Origin of the sequence: Bombella apis, from assembly GCF_018221685.1 — a bacterium.
Taxonomy (GTDB): domain Bacteria; phylum Pseudomonadota; class Alphaproteobacteria; order Acetobacterales; family Acetobacteraceae; genus Bombella; species Bombella apis.
The window spans coordinates 18,387-36,150 of the sequence record NZ_JAGJTM010000002.1 but is presented as its reverse complement, the minus strand read 5'-3'; the positions used below and the strand labels follow the sequence as shown (position 1 = coordinate 36,150).

The 17,764-nt window shown below is 58.8% G+C and carries 18 protein-coding genes and 5 tRNA genes; 5 read left to right on the top strand and 18 right to left on the bottom strand.

The genetic code is table 11. The annotated features are described in order from the left end of the window. Nucleotides 1–149 precede the first annotated feature (149 nt). The 9 genes from J8Z04_RS01565 to ispH all read right to left on the bottom strand — a co-directional run bounded on the left by J8Z04_RS01565 (nucleotide 150) and on the right by ispH (nucleotide 4,116). Nucleotides 150–226 (bottom strand) — tRNA-Arg (locus tag J8Z04_RS01565). 20 nt (nucleotides 227–246) lie between these two features. After that, nucleotides 247–323, bottom strand: a tRNA-Pro gene (locus J8Z04_RS01560). A gap of 80 nt (nucleotides 324–403) precedes the next feature. After that, nucleotides 404–919 (bottom strand): xanthine phosphoribosyltransferase, encoded by a 516-nt coding sequence (gpt, locus tag J8Z04_RS01555; protein ID WP_043561051.1) that lies wholly within the window; start codon nucleotides 917–919, stop codon nucleotides 404–406. A 147-nt stretch (nucleotides 920–1,066) separates the two neighbouring features. Continuing rightward, nucleotides 1,067–1,142 (bottom strand) — tRNA-Asn (locus tag J8Z04_RS01550). Between the two features lie 138 nt (nucleotides 1,143–1,280). Further along, nucleotides 1,281–1,356 (bottom strand) — tRNA-Asn (locus tag J8Z04_RS01545). 138 nt (nucleotides 1,357–1,494) lie between these two features. After that, nucleotides 1,495–1,570 (bottom strand) — tRNA-Asn (locus J8Z04_RS01540). Between the two features lie 82 nt (nucleotides 1,571–1,652). Further along, complete coding sequence (rnhA, locus tag J8Z04_RS01535; protein ID WP_081563262.1) at nucleotides 1,653–2,144, bottom strand: ribonuclease HI; 492 nt, start codon at nucleotides 2,142–2,144, stop codon at nucleotides 1,653–1,655. Continuing rightward, entirely contained in the window at nucleotides 2,137–3,087 is a 951-nt protein-coding gene (locus tag J8Z04_RS01530; RefSeq protein ID WP_043559809.1) for a homoserine kinase, read from the bottom strand. Before J8Z04_RS01530 ends, rnhA begins: the two co-directional genes overlap by 8 nt. Nucleotides 3,088–3,093: 6 nt before the next feature. Then, the gene (ispH, locus tag J8Z04_RS01525) at nucleotides 3,094–4,116 is read right to left on the bottom strand and encodes a 4-hydroxy-3-methylbut-2-enyl diphosphate reductase (protein ID WP_043559807.1); all 1,023 of its coding nucleotides are present in this window, start codon (nucleotides 4,114–4,116) and stop codon (nucleotides 3,094–3,096) included. 165 nt (nucleotides 4,117–4,281) lie between these two features. Between ispH and J8Z04_RS01520 the strand changes: the two genes are divergently transcribed. Next, nucleotides 4,282–4,884 carry a hypothetical protein gene (locus J8Z04_RS01520; protein ID WP_043559806.1) on the top strand — a complete coding sequence of 201 codons (603 nt, stop codon included), beginning with the start codon at nucleotides 4,282–4,284 and terminating at the stop codon, nucleotides 4,882–4,884. A gap of 74 nt (nucleotides 4,885–4,958) precedes the next feature. Here J8Z04_RS01520 and J8Z04_RS01515 read toward each other — a convergent pair whose 3' ends face one another. After that, on the bottom strand, nucleotides 4,959–6,893 hold the full coding sequence (locus tag J8Z04_RS01515; protein ID WP_192848308.1) for a glycosyltransferase family 2 protein: 1,935 nt from the start codon (nucleotides 6,891–6,893) through the stop codon (nucleotides 4,959–4,961). A gap of 63 nt (nucleotides 6,894–6,956) precedes the next feature. Here J8Z04_RS01515 and J8Z04_RS01510 point away from each other — a divergent pair, with 63 nt between their 5' ends. Together J8Z04_RS01510 and J8Z04_RS01505 are read left to right on the top strand one after the other, a co-directional pair. Further along, nucleotides 6,957–7,853: a glycosyltransferase family 8 protein gene (locus tag J8Z04_RS01510; RefSeq protein ID WP_043559804.1), complete on the top strand. Its 897-nt coding sequence runs from the start codon at nucleotides 6,957–6,959 to the stop codon at nucleotides 7,851–7,853. Nucleotides 7,854–7,914: 61 nt separating this feature from the next. Beyond that, nucleotides 7,915–9,351, top strand: coding sequence for a glycosyltransferase family 2 protein (locus J8Z04_RS01505; protein ID WP_192848309.1), 1,437 nt, complete (start codon nucleotides 7,915–7,917; stop codon nucleotides 9,349–9,351). A gap of 17 nt (nucleotides 9,352–9,368) precedes the next feature. Here the strand turns inward: J8Z04_RS01505 and J8Z04_RS01500 are convergent, their stop codons facing one another. From J8Z04_RS01500 to J8Z04_RS01490, 3 genes are all read right to left on the bottom strand, one after another. Beyond that, nucleotides 9,369–10,532: a glycosyltransferase gene (locus tag J8Z04_RS01500; RefSeq protein ID WP_166651600.1), complete on the bottom strand. Its 1,164-nt coding sequence runs from the start codon at nucleotides 10,530–10,532 to the stop codon at nucleotides 9,369–9,371. Between the two features lie 11 nt (nucleotides 10,533–10,543). Next, nucleotides 10,544–11,125: a hypothetical protein gene (locus tag J8Z04_RS01495; RefSeq protein WP_192848310.1), complete on the bottom strand. Its 582-nt coding sequence runs from the start codon at nucleotides 11,123–11,125 to the stop codon at nucleotides 10,544–10,546. A 247-nt stretch (nucleotides 11,126–11,372) separates the two neighbouring features. Beyond that, nucleotides 11,373–11,924, bottom strand: coding sequence for a DUF4142 domain-containing protein (locus J8Z04_RS01490; protein ID WP_043559799.1), 552 nt, complete (start codon nucleotides 11,922–11,924; stop codon nucleotides 11,373–11,375). Between the two features lie 77 nt (nucleotides 11,925–12,001). Between J8Z04_RS01490 and J8Z04_RS01485 the strand changes: the two genes are divergently transcribed. Continuing rightward, nucleotides 12,002–12,430, top strand: a complete 429-nt coding sequence (locus J8Z04_RS01485) for a DUF423 domain-containing protein (RefSeq protein WP_043559796.1) — start codon at nucleotides 12,002–12,004, stop codon at nucleotides 12,428–12,430. Here the strand turns inward: J8Z04_RS01485 and J8Z04_RS01480 are convergent. Continuing rightward, complete coding sequence (locus J8Z04_RS01480; RefSeq protein ID WP_154980861.1) at nucleotides 12,427–12,675, bottom strand: hypothetical protein; 249 nt, start codon at nucleotides 12,673–12,675, stop codon at nucleotides 12,427–12,429. The two genes, J8Z04_RS01485 and J8Z04_RS01480, sit on opposite strands and share 4 nt — an antisense overlap. Before the next feature lie 239 nt (nucleotides 12,676–12,914). Between J8Z04_RS01480 and J8Z04_RS01475 the strand changes: the two genes are divergently transcribed. Then, complete coding sequence (locus tag J8Z04_RS01475) at nucleotides 12,915–13,448, top strand: thioredoxin family protein (protein WP_043559792.1); 534 nt, start codon at nucleotides 12,915–12,917, stop codon at nucleotides 13,446–13,448. A 52-nt stretch (nucleotides 13,449–13,500) separates the two neighbouring features. Here the strand turns inward: J8Z04_RS01475 and J8Z04_RS01470 are convergent, their stop codons facing one another. The 4 genes from J8Z04_RS01470 to leuD all read right to left on the bottom strand — a co-directional run bounded on the left by J8Z04_RS01470 (nucleotide 13,501) and on the right by leuD (nucleotide 17,762). Beyond that, nucleotides 13,501–14,706 carry a pyridoxal phosphate-dependent aminotransferase gene (locus tag J8Z04_RS01470; RefSeq protein ID WP_181005169.1) on the bottom strand — a complete coding sequence of 402 codons (1,206 nt, stop codon included), beginning with the start codon at nucleotides 14,704–14,706 and terminating at the stop codon, nucleotides 13,501–13,503. Beyond that, entirely contained in the window at nucleotides 14,706–15,908 is a 1,203-nt protein-coding gene (locus J8Z04_RS01465) for a pyridoxal phosphate-dependent aminotransferase (RefSeq protein WP_043559786.1), read from the bottom strand. Before J8Z04_RS01465 ends, J8Z04_RS01470 begins: the two co-directional genes overlap by 1 nt. A gap of 85 nt (nucleotides 15,909–15,993) precedes the next feature. Continuing rightward, a complete protein-coding gene (gene leuB / locus J8Z04_RS01460; protein WP_043559783.1) occupies nucleotides 15,994–17,103 on the bottom strand; it encodes a 3-isopropylmalate dehydrogenase in 1,110 nt (369 codons plus the stop codon). Next, a complete protein-coding gene (gene leuD, locus J8Z04_RS01455) occupies nucleotides 17,100–17,762 on the bottom strand; it encodes a 3-isopropylmalate dehydratase small subunit (RefSeq protein WP_043559780.1) in 663 nt (220 codons plus the stop codon). The genes leuB and leuD overlap by 4 nt, the downstream gene beginning before the upstream one ends. Nucleotides 17,763–17,764: the final 2 nt, after the last annotated feature.

The window sequence follows — 17,764 nt, the reverse complement described above, 5'->3', positions numbered from 1 at the left end:
CCAGAAGCACATTATGGACAGATTTTACTATGTAACGCACATCCACCACCCGCACCTGCATGCAGGCGACAGGCCAGAACTACATGAGCCCAACGGATATTTTATAGGGAGACTACTCTGCAACGGAGCGACACTACAAGGCGGCATAATGGTGCGCCCTGCTGGATTCGAACCAGCGACCCACAGCTTAGAAGGCTGTTGCTCTATCCAGCTGAGCTAAGGGCGCTCCTGCCTTGCTGCATGACGTGGTCGGGGCGCCCGGACTCGAACCGGGGGCCTCCTGTACCCAAAACAGGCGCGCTACCAGGCTGCGCCACGCCCCGACGACGTGATGCCTTCTTAAAGGGACTTCACCGTACAGGCAAGGGACTTTCTTGTATGAAAAAAGTGTTTTTTCAAAAAATTACGCCTTGTGACTGCGGTTCAGCGGCGCAACAAACTGCGGCGCCATGTCCCATGGGAAGAGAACCCACGTATCCTGCGGCACTTCTGTCACGAAATGATCGGTACAGGGCCGCCCATCCGGCTTGGCATACAAACAGGCAAAAACAGCTTTAGGTAGCATCTCCCGCACATAACGGGCCGTCACCCCCGAATCCACAAGATCATCCACGATCAGAAACCCTTCCCCATCACCTGCGGCTTCCGGGGCTTTCAGCAGCTTTGGTTCCTGCTGGGTTCCTTCCTCACCTGCATAACTGACGACAGACACGCTCTCGATCAGACGGCATCCCAGCTCCCGCCCCAGAATGGCCGCTGGAATCAGCCCTCCCCTCGTGATGGCCACAATGCCACGAAACGGACGATATTTGCGCATCAGCTCCGTGGCCAGAAGGCGGGCATCCCGATGCAGCTGGTCCCACGTCACCGTCGCATAATTGATGCTCTGCGAACCCTGCGTCTGTACGGTGCCTGTCATGCTCTGTTCGTGCCCTTCAATCATGCATTATTCCACACCCTTATCATACGATAAGACAGAAACTGGCAGAACCACAACATGCTGTTTTATTTTATGGGAAGCATGAAAAAGGCCCGCAGCCATACGGCCCGGACCTGAATGAAAGGCTGGCTCCCGAAGTAGGACTCGAACCTACGACCCAGCGATTAACAGTCGCTTGCTCTACCAACTGAGCTATTCGGGATCAGCTGGAGCCTATCTAGCCAATCTCCTCCGGCAGGTAAAGCCCCTTTTTTCAGCAAATTAGAAAATAATTTCACCCGTATCCGCTCCGGATACAGAAAAGGCCCGCAGCCATATGGCCCGGACCTGAATGAAAGGCTGGCTCCCGAAGTAGGACTCGAACCTACGACCCAGCGATTAACAGTCGCTTGCTCTACCAACTGAGCTATTCGGGATCAGCTGGAGCCTATCTAGCCAATCTCCTCCGGCAGGTAAAGCCCCTTTTTTCAGCAAATTAGAAAATAATTTCACCCGTATCCGCTCCGGATACAGAAAAGGCCCGCAGCCATATGGCCCGGACCTGAATGAAAGGCTGGCTCCCGAAGTAGGACTCGAACCTACGACCCAGCGATTAACAGTCGCTTGCTCTACCAACTGAGCTATTCGGGATCAGCTGGAGCCTGTCTAGCCAATCTCCCCCGACAGGTAAAGCCCCAGAAAAGATTTCTCGGCAAGAATCTTCCAAATACCGTCAATCCCCGGCAGCAGAACCGGCTTCCAGCTCTTCCCGCCCTTCAGTCGCCAGCTGATCGACCAGATCATTTTCTGCATGCCCGGAATGACCTTTTACCCAGTGCCAGTCCACCTGATGCCGCTTGGCTGCCTCCAGGATACGCCGCCACAAATCCATGTTGGCCACAGGGTCTCCCGATGCATTGCGCCAGTTGCGCCGTACCCAGCCCGTATGCCACCGGGTGATGCCATTCCGCAGATACTCACTGTCCGTGTAAAGATTGACCACACAGGGGCGTGTCAGCGTTTCCAGAGCAACGGCAGCCGCCGTAAGCTCCATGCGGTTGTTGGTCGTTTCCGCCGCCCCGCCTTTCATGGTGCGCTCATGACCCTGACAACGGAACAGGATACCCCAGCCACCTGGCCCAGGATTGGGCTTGCAGCCTCCATCCGTCCAGATATCCACCTGCGTGCTGGGAGCTGCGTCCCCTTTCTCCGCCCTGTCAGACATGGCCTGCCTTCCGGAAATGATGCAGCCGTCTCTGATAGGCCCAAGGGTCTTTTTTGGTTACCAAAGCCCCCTCTGGCGTATGCACCCAATCATACAGACGTGTAAGCAGAAACCGCATGGCCGCTCCCTGGCACAGAATCGGCAGGGCCTGATGTTCGGCAGCATTCAGCGGGCGAACCTGTTCATACCCGCGCAAAAGTGCCTCAGCCCTGTCCTCCCGGTAATGACGTTCGTCCTCAAAACACCAGGCATTCAGACAGATGGCCAGGTCATAAGCAAGAAAGTCCGTACAGGCGAAATAGAAATCAATGATGCCAGAGAGATGACCATTCTGGAAAAAGACATTATCCATGAACAGGTCAGCATGAATCTGCCCACGAGGCAGAGACCCGGCCTCCGGCCACGCTGCCACAAGCGCTGAAAGAGCTGTGCGGACCTCCGCCATCAGGGCTTTCACCGCCTCATCACCACCATCCGTACACCGGGAGAACAGCTCAACCCAACCTTCCGGTGCCAGAGCATTGGCCCTCTCGGCCCTGTAACCCAGCCCGGCTTCATGCAGACGTGCCAGACTCCGCCCGACCTGCTCACAGGCCTGCGGGGTTACCACCTCCAGAGACTGCCCCTCCAGAAAACTGACCAGAATGGCAGGCCGACCTGCCAGCTGGCGCAGAGCCACCCCGTCTTTCGCCACGACAGGCTGCGGACAGGCTATCCCCTCTCCCGCCAGGTGCGCCATCAGCCCAAGAAACCACGGGAGCTCCTCCGGTTTCATGCGTTTTTCAAACAGCGTCAGGATGAAGCGCCCCTGAGTGGTTTTCACCAGAAAATTGCTGTTCTCTATTCCTTCCGCAATCCCGGTGAAAGAGCGAAGCTCCCCTATGTCATAAAGTGACAGGAAGCCCCGCAAATCCCCTTCCTGGAGGTCCGTATAAACCGCCATGAGCGATCAGACCGCATCCGAAAGCGGATGGGGAAGGCGGAAATTGATGTTTTCCTCCTTCACGATACGCTCCTCGATTGTCACGTCATAACGGGCAGAAAGCTGCTCTATCATTTCCTGCACAAGGCTCTCCGGAGCGGACGCACCGGCACTCATGCCCAGCGTCCTGACACCCTCCAGCTCATTCCAGTCCATGTCGGAAACCTTTGGCACCAGCAGGGCCCGCTTGGCCAGAGACCGCTCGGCCACCTCCCGCAGACGCTGTGAGTTGGAAGAATTCGGTGAGCCGATGACGATGACCAGATCACACTCCGCAGCCAGTTCCTTCACGGCCATCTGACGGTTTGTCGTGGCGTAGCAGATGTCCTCCCGGCGGGGCCCCACGATGTTGGGAAAACGGGACCGCAGGATGTCCACGATTTCTGCCGTGTCATCGACGGACAGGGTCGTCTGCGTGATGAAGGCCAGACGGTCCACGTCCTTCGGCTGGACCTCGGCCGCTTCTTTCGCATCATTGATCAGCGTAACAGCCCCTGGCGGCAGCTGCCCCATGGTGCCGACCACCTCAGGATGCCCGGCATGACCGATCATCAGGATATGGCGCTGCTCCGGGCCACCCCCGGCGAAATGACGCTCAGCCTCACGATGCACTTTGGAGACAAGCGGGCATGTCGCATCCAAGTACAGCAGATTGCGGCGCTGCGCCTCTGCCGGAACGGATTTGGGCACGCCGTGGGCTGAAAACACGACGTGACCATCCTCTGGCACCTCATCCAGCTCCTCGACAAAGATGGCACCTTTGGCTTCCAGCCCTTCCACGACAGTGCGATTATGCACGATCTCATGGCGGACATAGACGGGTGCCCCATAACGGCGCAGAGCCTCCTCGACCACCCGAATGGCACGATCCACCCCGGCACAGAAACCGCGTGGTCCAGCCAGCAGAATCTTCAGTGGCGGCTTGCCAGTGGCCGAATCTGCTCCGGGGACGGCAGAGTTGGAGGTTACAGGCGTCGTCTGTTCTGACATAATCTTCCCCAGGCAGGCGATGAACGATACGATATTGAACGGTCCGGTGGTGCTCCATGCAAGGTCATGGGCTATCCTGCACCACCATTCTGGGCCTCTATATCGTCCGTATTGCCGTCTGCTGCAATGTCCTGCGCCATTTTCTTGTGGAGTTTTCTGAGTCCGATGCCTGCATTCTCCCCCTCATCCCGCATCTTTCCCCGCCTTGCAGCGGGCCTCGGCTCCCTCATGCTGGCTGGTTTTCTCAGCGGGTGCGAGGAGGCGGATACCACCCATACCTTCGCTCCGGCCTGCCCCAGGTTCGATGTTCCCGGCCAGGTGGCGGACCGCATCACTTATGATGGAAAAGGGCTTGATGCCGCCCACCGCCTGACCTCCACCCACATTCTGGGTGTTCAGGGAGACTGCCGTACTGGCCCGCAGGATGCACAGAAACGGCCCATGACCCGTGTTCGTGTCAGCCTGAACCTCCAGCTGGAACGTGGCCCTGCCACCAGCAGCGACAGTGTGACGGTTCCCTATTTCGTGGCCATCCTTCAGGATGGGGCCATCGTGGACAAAAAAGTCTTTACCGAAACAGTGAAGCTGCCTCCAACCGTCTCTGTCAGCCACAGCAGCACGCCACTGCGGTTCATTGATGTGCCGACAGGCAACAATCCGCAGATCAGCCCCTACTCCATGGAGATCGGCCTTCAGCTGAATCACAGCGAACTGGACTATAACCGCAGCCACCTGCGTGCAGCGCAATTCCACGAACATGTGCAGTAACTGGCACCAGACAGGCAGCCACCTGCACGCCCCATGAACAAAGGGCCCTCCAAGTCCTGGAGGGCCCTTCCCTGTTACACCTGATGCAGCGGAATGCTGCCAAGCCGCTCCTCCACCAGAGGATCAAGGACATAACGCCACTCCTCCTTCAGGCGGGAGGCCACGTCAGCTTCCTCCACCATGTCCAGCAGGGCTAGGAGCCGCTCCTGCCAGGTTTCGCGCACGATGTTCTCGGCCTGTGCAATGGCGGTGATGCTCCGCAGCTTCACCATTTCTTCCAGCAGTCCATCAGCACGGTTGAGGACATTTTCATTCTGCCCCTCATGCGGGTCATTCATCTGGCAGATGAAGGCATTGGCCCAATAGTCGGCGTACCGCTCCACACCGAAGGACATGGCACCGTCCAGCCCGCTGTTCCGGGCATATTTCCAGACCCATTCAATGATCGACTTGTAGTAGTAATGGGAGATGTAAATATCTTCGTAATGACCGCCGTCAGCAAAAGCAGGGTCCGCTCCGATGCCGGGGGGCGGATTGCGGTAACTGTGAATGGACCCATCTGACAGCCTGTATGTGAATCTGTCTGCCTGCAGCCAGACCGGATGATGCGGCCGGGACTGTATGGCCCGACCGGGCCGCACGGCAGATTTGACCAGCCGCCAGCCCTCACCGATCCCACCACGGGAGACAATGTCACGATTCCGCTGTGTCAACGGCCGGACCAGGTCCGCCAGCCCATCCCGGTTGACCTCGGAAGCCACGAACTTCCAGTTCAGGGCGATGGCATCACTCTCCCAGCGGGAGAAGCCCTGAAGATACTCACCCACCGTCCGGTAGGATGGTGCCAGCGTGATGAACTCATCTCCATCCAGAATGAAGCACCACTCATAATCCAGAATGTTCGGCAGCACGTTCAACCCGTGCCCGTAAGCCTTCGTCTGGGCGGACATCCCTGGCTGGACGGGATTCTCGATGAAGGTGATGACCCCCTCATCATGCAGGGCCTTCAGAAGCAGGTCCGAGCGATCATTGTTGTCGTTGCTGTAAACGAAGAAATGCTCGACCCCTATGCTCCGATGATAGGCGATCCATTCCAGAACATAGATACCTTCATTACGGATCGTGGACATCATGCAGACCCGCTTGCGTGGCTTCACGCTGGCCCGGGCCGCATGCAGGGTCGCATGGATGAAGCCAGCCGGTGCGTCCGCCTGCCCCCATGTCAGCACGTCATCCCCCAGCGGGCAGCCCCGTTCGGCTGCAGGATAACTCTCCCTGTCCTCAAGCCAACGGGCAAGACACTGCCAACCATCCCTCCACGGACTGCTCCCCGCCTGACGGAGCAGGGCCTCACGCAGGGAAGGCCGCTCCAGCAGCCTCTGCCCCACCTCACGGACAGCAGACCAGGCCGCCACCGGCATCATGGCATCCAGCAGCCAGACCAGATGGCTCCCCTCATATGTGTCTATCAGCTGCTCCAGATCATCCGCTGAAGGGAACATCCTGAAATGGGCAGCCATGTCCTCGCCCAGGCGTTGCAGTTCCTCTGTTGCCGCAACCTCATGCAGCTGGAACTGCTCCCAGCCCATCAGATGGCTGCAGTCCCCAAGAAACTCATTGACACCTCCCTGACTGTTCCAGGGCTGGGCTGTACAGCACAGGCTGGACCGCAGGAGGTTCCGCAGTCCTATGCGCCCCTCATGCCCCACGATATCGACACGGCGGAAGGGCAGCACGGCCCCCCTGTAAGAGAAATGCCTGATCCAGAGGAGCGGAGGCTCCCCACCTTCCGGGCCCATGACAAGAAAGACGTAATCTGGCTGGTCGGAGAGCGTCATCGCCAGCAGGGGAACATAAAGAGGTTCACCATCCTCATCCCGGCGTGTCATCTCGTCGGAACGGACATGGCAGATTCCATGATCCTTGCGCCGGACAGCCAGCCAACCCTGATGTGCTGTCTCCAGATAATGAAAAGCCACCTTTACCACCCCATGCCCTTCCAGCATCATGTTGCCTACCCTTCAGGATGCTCCTATTATCTACAGGAGTCTGTTAAATAATCTGGCCTGTTTATGCAAACCGTTCTTCCACCACCTGCAGAATTCATTCCTGTCGCTTTGCCTCTGACAGAGCACAGTGCACCCAATGCGTATGCTACCATCCTCTCCGGGATCAACAACCTTCTGCCAGGAGTGAGGCTTGCCCTCTACATGCTGCATGAGGGCCTGCCGGAGGAAACCATGACAGCAGGCCGGCGTCTTTTTGATGGCAGACGCTCCCAGATCCACTTCGTGGATGTCTCCGAATGGATGCAGACATACAACCCGGCCTATCTCGACACGACAGACCGCACGACATTCTACAGCCTTGCTGTGCCAACCCTGTTCGCCAACTTTTCCCGCATTGTCTATCTGAGCGATGACATACTGCTGCGGGCCTGCCCCAGCCTGCTTTATTACAGCATCCCCGCCACGGCGCAGATCGGTGCAACGCGGGACCTGCTCCTCATCCCGGCCCAGACCAACGGTTTCCGCCTGCCGCAGGCCATTGCTGGGGGCCCCCCGCTGGTGGACTATCACTGCGGGGCCCTTGGTGTGCTGGACTCGAACAATTACTTCCAGAATGGCGTTCTTGTCTTCAACATTGCCGAGATCAGCCAGGCGCAGGCGGAAGAATGTGGCCACCTGTGCAGCACTCTGTTCTGGATGAGCGACCAGGACATCCTCAACCGCATCTTCTATGGCAAGGTCCATTTCATCCACCAGAACTGGAATGTCTGCTGGGGGCCAGGCTGTGTCGAGGCCAGTGAGACCCTCCCGGCAGAGTGGAAGAAAATTTACGATGACGGGCTGGCCAATCCCTTTGCCGTGCATTTCTCCGGCTTCCCCAAGCCATGGACAGGATGGGATGGCCCATACGCAGAAGATTTCCGGCGGCTGCTCGGGGATGTGCTGAGGGCCTTTCCCTAGGGCCCCGGTACAGCAGGTTTCATCTTCCCTTTCACTCAATGACAGACTGGCGAGGCATTTCATGGCCGGGAAACTGGGCATCGGCATCATTACCTATAACCGCAAGGACATCCTGAAGGAGGTCATCGCCAGCATCCGCCGTCATACCCGCACGACATTCGAATTTGTCGTTGCGGATGATGGCTCCACCGATGGTACGCCCGACATGCTGAAGGAGCTGAATGTTCCCTGTGTCACCGGGCGCAACAAGGGCATCTCGTGGAACCGCAACCGTGTCCTCTGGTACCTCAAGGAAGAAAAACGGTGCGACTGGATCCTTATCCTGGAGGATGACTGCTTCCCTACCGTCTTCGGCTGGGAGCTGCCCTGGATTGAGGCCATCGAACGCTATGGCCACATCAATTTCATGCCGGAAATCACCATAGAGATCGACAATGACATTTCCTCCGGCAGCGGCACGCCAGAGGATCCTTTCATTGCCCCCATGCATCAGGCCTTCTGCGTTGGCTATCACGCAAAGGCCCTGTCCCACGTTGGGTATCTGGATGTCCGGTTCGAGAAATACGGGGAAGAGCATGTTGAACACACCCAGCGTTTTCTCCGGGCAGGCTATGGCGGCCTGGCACAGCACCTCAGCCCGGAACGTGGCCAGCTCTTCTATCTGAGAGGCGGGTTGAACACCCTTCCCTCCCACAGCCACGGTAATCATGAGCTGGCCATGAGGAACCAGGCCATCCATGATGCCATCCGCTATGAACCGCTCTACCGCCACCCTTGGCGGACCGACGAGCAGATGTTCGAGTTCCGTGAAGAAATCGCCGCAGCCCTTTCACGCCCCTCTCCCGAACCGGGCGGAGAAAGCCTGCAGTTTGACAGCATCATCTCTCTGGGTGGGGATGAGACAGTCAATCAGGCCCTCAACAGATACTTCGGCCGCCCTGGCCCTGGTCTTTTCGACCAGTTTCTTGTGCCATTCCACACTCTGGTCTCACTCTTCCAGAACAGTTTTGCCGGGCTGCTTTCCACCAACTGCCTCTATGGCCATCACAAGGCCCTGCGCTGCCGGGATACGCTGATCACCTACCACAACTGTTTGGACAAGCCGGAAGAAGAACCGGCCAGCGTAGAAAAATTCCATGAGCAGCTGCCTCTTTTACGGCACCGTTTCCATGGCATGATCCAGGAAATTGACGCGCTCTGCCGGCAGTCCCGGCGTGTGCTGTTCATCCGCAGCTGGCGGGATGGTCATCTTTATGGCGGACAGCATCGTCCTGCCCATACAGCCACTGCCAATTTCACAGCTCTGGTAGAGGCCTTGGCTGCCCGCTATCCTGCGCTGGACTTCAAGGTCATGTTCGTCAATTTCGGTGATGCTGCCACCGCCGATCAGCGCATGATCTTCGCCAACACAAAAACACCGGACACCTGCTCAAAAGAAGAAGAGCTGGCCGGATGGACGACCCTGTTCTCCGATTTCAGGATCACACAAAGTTCCTGAAACCGGAATCCTCTCCCTCACAGGTTGGTCAAATGACGCCACGCATGGGCTTCTTCCGGCAGGGTGCCCAGCGTCTGGCCGATGATATAATCGGCCACGGCGCACTCATTGAAAAGAGCATGATAGCGCTGCCATCCCGCCCGGGCGGCATCCTTACGAAGGGTCGGCGCCTTGTGGTACTGGCTGACAAGCTCCACCAGTTCATCAAGACTGCTGAAGAAGGCCATCTCCTGATCAGAGAAGATACGGTCGAAGCCTGTCTGCCGCTCCATGAAGACAAGCTGGCCGTTGCCGATCATCTGTGCAAGACGGTCTGAACTGTAGAGATAATAATCTGCCCTGCGGCTGATATTCAGCCCCATCGCTGTCTGCTCCAGCAAAAGGGAATAAGCAGCTCCACTGACATAAGGCTGCCGACGGACCCCCGCATAGGCAAAACGCACCGATGGAGGCAGACGCTCCTCCAGCGTCTCGCAAAATTCCTCCATATTCCAGTCCCGTCCACAAATGGTCCGCAACCGGGCTGGATTCCCGCAGGAATAGAAAACATCCGCTTCCGGATATGACAGCGCAAAAGCCTGTCCCCGTTCGACACTGCGATCCACCGGGTTGGGAAGATACCCAACATGCCCCTTCTCCCCTACCACCTGCCGGACAACCGGCCCCGCCGTGGAGATGAAACTGGCATCCACCACCTGATGCCGGGCCGCAAAGTCTTTGGCATTGCTCTCCACGAACAGGGCATCAACATTCCACTGCACCACTGTCATGCCGGGCTGCTGCTGACGCAGCTCCTCAATGACGAAAGGGGGAATCATGTACCCATGCCCCAGCAGAAGAATGTCAGGCGCACTGAACGCCACGAATTCCTTCAGCGCCCGGAAAAGATGATGGCGGCCCATCTTGCGGCTGCCAAACCAGCCACCGGAGCGTGCAACATCCCTGTAAGGAAAATTGATGACGTGATGGCCATTCCGTATCAGGCCATTGGAGAGTTTCCCCCCCACACTGAACTGGGTCGGCGCCTTTTTCTTCAGGCTGAAAAAAAAGTCCCCAACATGAACGATCTTGAGGGGATGTGCCGTCTGCCATTCCCCCCCGTGCCATATCCTGTCGACCATCGCTGCCCCCATCCCGGCTGCCGGAAACCCAGCCATGGCAGAAGAACGTGCAGTCATCATGGCATGGTTGATCAGTCCACCCACCATTGCACAGGTTTCTGGCCCTCGTCATCCACCTCCGCAGGGGCGGCTGGCTTTGCCCTGGTCGGGCTGGCAGCACGACGTGCCTGATGCTCCCGGGCCTGATGCAGCTCGGCCCGCAGGCGCAGGATGCTCTCATCACGCTGCTGGAGAGCCTTCCTGCCTTCCTCCACCTGGAGGCGCAGATGTGTCATCTGGGTATTCACGGCCTGAATCCGCTTGTTCAACGTAGCAAGCTCAGCCTCTACATCATGAACCCGACGCCTTTCCCTTTGCAGGCTCTGCTTCAGCCTTTCCTGCTCCTGCCCGGCCTCTGAGGCAGCCATCACACGATTCGCAGCCCTCTTCTGCGTAGGGCGCCCCAGTGACTGATGCTCCACAACAACCGTATCATCCCCGGAAAAACGACGGCGGCGCCCCACCTGCTGAGCAGATCGGCCACGGGGCGCAGAATGGCCCCTGTAACCATGGCCCGGTGCCCCATCTCCGGCCTCTACGGCAGCTGGCCCGCCCCCCATTTTTTCCAGAGCCTTGCGAAGAGAATTCTCAGTCAAAGGCGAATCGTTCTGCATGTCCTGGTTCGTCGATCCTGATGATATGTCACAACAGAAAAACCTCTTCCTTTTTCCTGTACATCAGGAGCATCACCTGCTCTCAGGAAGACAAGAACCGGTACGGCATTTGTACAGAAAGATATCAGGATAGGTCTTCTACTCTCAATACTAGCCCTTTAACACACCATCAATAAAACGTCAAAAATATGACAAATTTCTGCCATATTACAGGAGGTCGCATCAGCCCCCATGACGCCAAAGTGCGTCACCGGCGAATCAGACCCAGGCCCTGTTCCTGGCTGCGGTTTAGAAGGTCCAGCGCTGTTCCTGCCAGACTTTTCATGTCTGCCGTGCTGCCACTTTTTTTAGCCTGTGCCAGCGCAGCCCTCTCCCGTGCCGTGGAAGCATGGGTCAACGCATAAAGCAGAGCCCTGTCAAAAGGCCGCCCGTATGACCGGCCCAGCGTGGCCAGACGCTTCTGCTGTATGCCAGACTGCGTCTCGACCAATAAAAGCGTATGGGCTGTTGCCACCTTCTGGGCATCAGCATGCAGTTTGTCGTAATCCTTGGACTGTTGGGCCGCAAACCCCTTGATGAGCTCATCACCACTATGCAACGCAGCCAGATCGGTCGCAGCCTTCATATAGGCAGCACGCAGGTTGATCTGCTGCAACAGCACGGCATCATCGGCAGCCAGCTTCGGTACGGGCGTGACAGGCCCCTTTGGCAAAGGCGGAACCCGCGGAGCTGAAGGCGGCGTGAGACCACACCCCCCCAGAGACAGCAGCCCTGCACAAACCACAAAACGAAATTTCATACGACGTTCCCCCTTCTCATCCTCTCGGGCAGCTGAGACAATGCCCGCATCTCCTTTTCAGCCGGGTTATAATCAATATGCAGAATCATGACAGGGCAATTTCTTCCCGAACTGCCTTCCTGCTGAGAGGCCTGTTCAGTCTCGGAGCCCTCTATGCCAGTCTGGCCGTTGCCTGTCAGGCTGCGGCCACGCATCTGCCAGATACGGTCTTTCCTGTCCCCAATGGCAGAAGCATGATGCACATGGCTGCTGATATTGCCCTCTGGCACGGCATCGCCCTCTGTGCCCTGACACCGGCCAGCCGCTACCTCCACCCGCAACGCCTCGCCTTCGGCTGCACGGGTCTGGCACTGGGGACCAGCCTGTTCAGCATCCCTGTCACGCTGCATGGCTTCGGGATCCTGTTCCCGGCACGGCTGGCTCCGACAGGGGGGACGCTACTTATCCTCTCGTGGCTCTGCGTCGCTTCGGCCGCCTTCATCCGTTCCCCACTGAAAGGCTCCTAACGACGGCGGACCCGATTCATGAGCCACAGGGCCAGAAGCTGTATCAGCAGGGCAAGCAGGAAACAGGAAAGGACGATTCCGATCAGGATCAGCTGCTCACGCCCCAAGGCCGTTTCGACATGAAACAGACCATAAAGCCGCTGCCACAATGCCGTGCTGACAGCATGTTGCATGAGACGGGTTGCAGGCTGGTAGAACCTGACCACCAGCAGCAGGCCACAGGTAAGCCCAAGCAGAACGACCATCCGCCCCAATGTCGAAAGGACTGAAACCTCCTTGCGGGAAGCAGTATAAAAAATTGGCCGTTTCCGTCTCACCACAAGCACACCATCGCCTTATCAAACCCAAGATTCTACCCTAATTCATGACCTCATGGCTTATCAAGAAAAGCTCGGCGTCCACCGCCTGTTTAACGTCCTGTTGTTACCTTGCCGCTAACAATAGGGAACGAATTCTTCACAAACCCACTGTCTCAGGAGAGATCATGCGTTTTTACCACTCCGCCCTGGCTCTTGCCGGTATGGGCCTTCTCCTCTCCTCCGGTGTCGCGCAGGGTGCCAGCCCAGCCCCAACAGCACCCGCTCCCCTGCCAGACATCAGCAGAATGACCACCATCACTCCCGCCCATGAGCCTTACCCGCCAGCTGACCTGGCCGCCAGACAGGTTCATGAAGCCTTCCTGACCGCCGCCAGAACCAACCGGCGTGTCCTTCTGGATTTCGGAGGGAACTGGTGCCCGGACTGCCGCATTCTTGCAGGCATCTTCGCCGTTCCCTCCGTCAGCCAGTGGCTGGACGAGCACTTCGTGATCGTCCCCGTCAATGTCGGGCATCTTGATACCAACATGGAGCTGGCCCAGCAGTATGGCGTGACCATCAAGGCCGTCCCGACGGTCCTGATCCTCACACCCCAGGGCCGCCTGCTGAACCCTGATGGCACCCTCGCCCTCGGTTCGGCCCGCCAGATGGCTCCGCAATCCGTCATCACCCTGCTGAATGAGTGGAACCAGCGTCCCTGAAAACGGAGGGGGGGCCATTCTTTGCCAGCAGCAGACATGGCCCCCGTCTCTGTCAGTCCGTGATTCCCTGCACGAAGCCTGCCAACCGCCGGCAGGCTTCTTCCAGTTCCTCGTCAGACGCCGCAAAGGACAGGCGCAGATGCGGCCCATAGCCGAAGGCTGAACCCGGCACGGTTGCCACGTGAGCCTCCTCCAGCAGGGCCTCCGCAAAGGCCACGTCATCACTCAGCAGACGCCCCCCGGCAGATTTCCGCCCGATCAGGGCAGACAGCCCCGGATAGGCATAAAAAGCACCCTGCGGCAGGGCACAGCTCAGCCCCTCGATTCGCCGCAAGGCATCAACCACAAGCCCACGCCGCCGTTCGTAGGTCTCACGCATGGCCTGAACCCCGGCAATATCCTCTTTCAGGGCTGCCACGGAACCACCCTGCGCCAGCGTGCAGATGCCTGATGTCGTATTGCCCTGCACCTTGATCATCGCCCTGATGAGAGGCACCGGGCCGCAGGCAAACCCGACCCGCCAGCCTGTCATGGCATAAGCCTTGCTCATGCCATTGATGATGAGGATACGGTCGGCAAGGTCCGGAGCGACATTGAGCAGGGAGAGATGATGCCTGCCATCAAAGGTCAGGTGCTCATAAATCTCGTCGCTCATTACCATGACATGCGGAGCTTCCCGCAGGACGGCGGCAATGGCCTCCAGATCGTCCCGCTCCAGAATGGCACCGGTCGGATTGTTGGGGAAATTCAGCACGAGCCAGCGGGTCCGAGGCGTGATGGCCTTGCGGATGGCCTCGGCCTGGGGCCGGAAACCGTCTTCCTCCCGGCAGGCAATCTCCACCGGCACGCCACCGAACATCCGGGCAATGAGCGGATAGCTGACCCAGTATGGTGCTGGAACGATGACCTCATCCCCATCATCAAGCGAGGCCATGAACGCATTGAAAATGGCCTGCTTGCCACCATTACAGACCATGAGCTGGTCCAGCGAGACGTCCAGCCCGTTATCCCGCCGGAACTTCCCGGCAACGGCCTCCAGCAGCGGCTTCTGCCCCGGAATGGGCGGATAGCCGGTATGGCCAGCCTTCACTTCCGCCACGGCTCCATCAAGAGCTGCCGCAGGAGATGGAAAATCAGGCTGCCCCAGAGCCAGAGAAATGACCGGTTTGCCCTGCGCTTTCAGTTCACGGGCACGGGCCGCCATGGCGATCGTCGCTGGCGTGGGCAATGTGGCGAGACGCCGGGACGGTCTGAACATCAGGCCAGCCCTCCACAGAAACGGGCAATGCGGCGGCAGGCTTCTTCCAGAAGCTCCGTGCTGGTGGCGTAGGACACCCGGAAATAACCCGGCAGCAGGAAGGCCGTGCCATGAACGGCGGCCACCCCGACCTCCTCCAGCATGGCCTTGACGAAATCTTCGTCACTTTCCAGCACATGCCCGCCTGCCGTGCGCCTGCCCAGAAGCTGCTGTACGGACACGAACACATAAAAAGCCCCTTCCGGCCGGGCACAGGAGAGACCCGGAACCGCAGAAAGGGCATCCACCACGAGATCACGCCGCTTCTGATAAACAGCCACCATCTCGCCAATGAAATCCTGCGGACCGGACACGGCAGCCAGAGCGGCGGCCTGGGCGATGGAGCAGGCATTGCTTGTACTCTGCCCCTGCAGCTTGATCAGCTCCTTTGTCAGGGATACGGGGGCGGCAGAAAAGCCGATGCGCCAGCCCGTCATGGCATAGGCCTTGCTGACGCCATTCATCGTCAGGGTCCGTTCCCGCAGGCGGGGTTCCACCTGCACGACCGTGCAGGCTTCCCGCCCCTCATAGGTCAGCTTCGCATAAATGTCGTCCGTCAGAATCCAGACCTGCGGATGCTCCAGCAGGACATCCGTCAGGGCCTTCAGCTCATCCCGGGAATAGGCACTGCCTGTCGGATTGCAGGGAGAATTCAGCACCAGCCAGCGGGTCCGGGGCGTGATGGCCCTGCGGAGCTGTTCGGCTGTCAGGCGGAAGCCCGTCTCGGGCGTGGTCGGCACGATGACCGGCTTGCCATCCGCCAGCTGCACGATGTCCGGGTAGGACACCCAGGCCGGAGCGGGGATGACAACCTCGTCCCCCGCATTCAGCGTTGCCACCATCGCATTATAGATGACCTGCTTGCCCCCCGTGGACACGCAGATTTCCTCCGGCCGGTAATCCAGACCGAAATCAGCATTCAGCCGTTCTGCCACGGCCTTGCGGAGAGCCGGCGTGCCGGCAACGTCGGTATATTTCGTCTCGCCACGCTGGATGGCCTCGATCGCTGCCTTCTTGATGAAATCAGGCGTATCAAAATCCGGCTCACCAGCAGACAGGCTGATGACATCCCGCCCTTCCGCTTTCAGGGCTCTGGCCTTCTGCGTGATGGCGATGGTCTGGCTTGGCAGGATACGCCCCATCCGTTCGGCAGCGAGTGACATGTCGTTCCTCTTATCATCTCAAAAAAACGCCCGCCCGTGAGACACAGGCGGGCGCATGGCAGTTCATAGCACAATCACCCGGAGATCAGGCGAGTTTCTGAAGTTCCTTCAGCACGGCTTCTCCCATCTCCGCCGTGCTAACACGGCTCTCACCAGCAGCAGCGATGTCCGCCGTCCGCAGCCCGGAAGCCAGAACGTTGGAAACGGCCTGCTCGATCAGCTCGGAATCCGCACCACGATCCAGCGAGTAACGCAGCATCATGGCCAGAGACAGGATCTGCGCCAGCGGATTGGCAATGCCCTTCCCGGCAATATCTGGCGCACTGCCATGAATCGGCTCATACAGGGCGGCCTGCCTGTCCGACCCTTCCGGCGTGCCCAGCGTGGCAGAAGGCAGCATCCCCAGAGACCCGGTCAGCATGGAGGCGAGGTCTGACAGAAGATCGCCAAAGAGGTTGCCCGTGACCATCACGTCAAACTGGCGAGGATCACGCACGAGCTGCATGGCGCAGTTATCCGCCAGCATGTGCGTCAGCGTCACATCGGAATACTCACGCTTGTGCAGGTCCGTGACCACCTCACGCCAGAGCAGGCCGCTCTCCATGACGTTGCCTTTCTCCACGGAGCAGACACGGCCACTGCGCAGACGGGCGAGGTCGAAAGCCACACGGGCCACACGTTCGATCTCGGCGGTCGTATAGACTTCCGTATTCACGCCACGCTTCGTGCCATCCGGCAGGGTCTCGATTCCACGAGGCTCCCCGAAATAGACGCCACCGACCGTCTCCCGCACGATCATCAGGTCCAGCCCACGCACAACGTCCGGCTTCAGCGCAGAGGCGGAAAGCAGCGGGTCGAACAGCTTGGCCGGACGCAGGTTGGCGTACAGGTTCAGCTCCTTGCGGAGGCGCAGGATGGCCACCTCCGGCCGACGGTCAAACGGCACGTCCTTCCACGCAGGATCACCGACAGAGCCGAACAGTACGGCATCAGCAGCCTTGGCCTTGGCGATCACCTCATCCCGGATGGGCACATCATGCTTCGCCAATGAGGCCCCACCGACGAGGTCTTCCGACAGGTCAACATCGAGGCCACGTTCGGCCTTCAACCAGTCGATGATCCTGACGGCCTGCTCCATGATCTCCGGGCCGATGCCATCACCCGGCAGCAGCAGGATTTTCTGTCTTGCGCTCATGCCTGCTCTCCCTTGCTACCAATGACACTCTGCGGGCGACCCGGCTGTTTCGTGGACGGCACCCAGGCACGGGATGGACGGGCCTCGAACTCACGGATGGCCTGCTCATGGTTCTTCAGTGTCTGGGCCACATCATCCAGCCCTTCCAGAAGAACCTGGCGACGGAACGGGTCCATCTCGAAAGACACGACCTCACCATCCGGGCGATGGATTTCCTGCTTTTCCAGATCAACCGTCAGGCGGGCATTCTCGCCGTGGCTGGCATCCTCCATCAGGGCAAGACACTGCTCACGGGGAAGACGGATCGGGAGGATGCCGTTCTTGAAACAGTTGTTGTAAAAAATGTCCGCAAAGCTGGGAGCGATCACGCAGCGTATGCCGAAATCCAGCAAGGCCCAAGGGGCGTGCTCACGGGATGACCCGCAGCCAAGATTATCCAGCGTGATCAGGATGCCGGCCTTGCGATAGGCCGGCTTGTTGAGCACGAAGTCCGGATTTTCCCGGCCATCAGCATCGTAACGCTGGCCTGCAAAAAGATGCTCGCCCAGGCCTGTTCGGCGGATGGTCTTGAGGAAACGGGCCGGGATGATCTGGTCCGTATCCACGTTCTCCTGTGGCAGGGCGGCAGCAACGCTTGTCAGACGGGTGAATTTTTCCATGA

Coding starts and splice junctions, on each gene's coding strand:
- gpt (WP_043561051.1), bottom strand. CDS start 919: ATGACAGGCACCGTACAGACGCAGGGTTCGCAGAGCATCAATTATGCG.
- rnhA (WP_081563262.1), bottom strand. CDS start 2,144: ATGTCTGACAGGGCGGAGAAAGGGGACGCAGCTCCCAGCACGCAGGTG.
- J8Z04_RS01530 (WP_043559809.1), bottom strand. CDS start 3,087: ATGGCGGTTTATACGGACCTCCAGGAAGGGGATTTGCGGGGCTTCCTG.
- ispH (WP_043559807.1), bottom strand. CDS start 4,116: ATGTCAGAACAGACGACGCCTGTAACCTCCAACTCTGCCGTCCCCGGA.
- J8Z04_RS01520 (WP_043559806.1), top strand. CDS start 4,282: ATGCCTGCATTCTCCCCCTCATCCCGCATCTTTCCCCGCCTTGCAGCG.
- J8Z04_RS01515 (WP_192848308.1), bottom strand. CDS start 6,893: ATGATGCTGGAAGGGCATGGGGTGGTAAAGGTGGCTTTTCATTATCTG.
- J8Z04_RS01510 (WP_043559804.1), top strand. CDS start 6,957: ATGCAAACCGTTCTTCCACCACCTGCAGAATTCATTCCTGTCGCTTTG.
- J8Z04_RS01505 (WP_192848309.1), top strand. CDS start 7,915: ATGGCCGGGAAACTGGGCATCGGCATCATTACCTATAACCGCAAGGAC.
- J8Z04_RS01500 (WP_166651600.1), bottom strand. CDS start 10,532: ATGATGACTGCACGTTCTTCTGCCATGGCTGGGTTTCCGGCAGCCGGG.
- J8Z04_RS01495 (WP_192848310.1), bottom strand. CDS start 11,125: ATGCAGAACGATTCGCCTTTGACTGAGAATTCTCTTCGCAAGGCTCTG.
- J8Z04_RS01490 (WP_043559799.1), bottom strand. CDS start 11,924: ATGAAATTTCGTTTTGTGGTTTGTGCAGGGCTGCTGTCTCTGGGGGGG.
- J8Z04_RS01485 (WP_043559796.1), top strand. CDS start 12,002: ATGCAGAATCATGACAGGGCAATTTCTTCCCGAACTGCCTTCCTGCTG.
- J8Z04_RS01480 (WP_154980861.1), bottom strand. CDS start 12,675: ATGGTCGTTCTGCTTGGGCTTACCTGTGGCCTGCTGCTGGTGGTCAGG.
- J8Z04_RS01475 (WP_043559792.1), top strand. CDS start 12,915: ATGCGTTTTTACCACTCCGCCCTGGCTCTTGCCGGTATGGGCCTTCTC.
- J8Z04_RS01470 (WP_181005169.1), bottom strand. CDS start 14,706: ATGTTCAGACCGTCCCGGCGTCTCGCCACATTGCCCACGCCAGCGACG.
- J8Z04_RS01465 (WP_043559786.1), bottom strand. CDS start 15,908: ATGTCACTCGCTGCCGAACGGATGGGGCGTATCCTGCCAAGCCAGACC.
- leuB (WP_043559783.1), bottom strand. CDS start 17,103: ATGAGCGCAAGACAGAAAATCCTGCTGCTGCCGGGTGATGGCATCGGC.
- leuD (WP_043559780.1), bottom strand. CDS start 17,762: ATGGAAAAATTCACCCGTCTGACAAGCGTTGCTGCCGCCCTGCCACAG.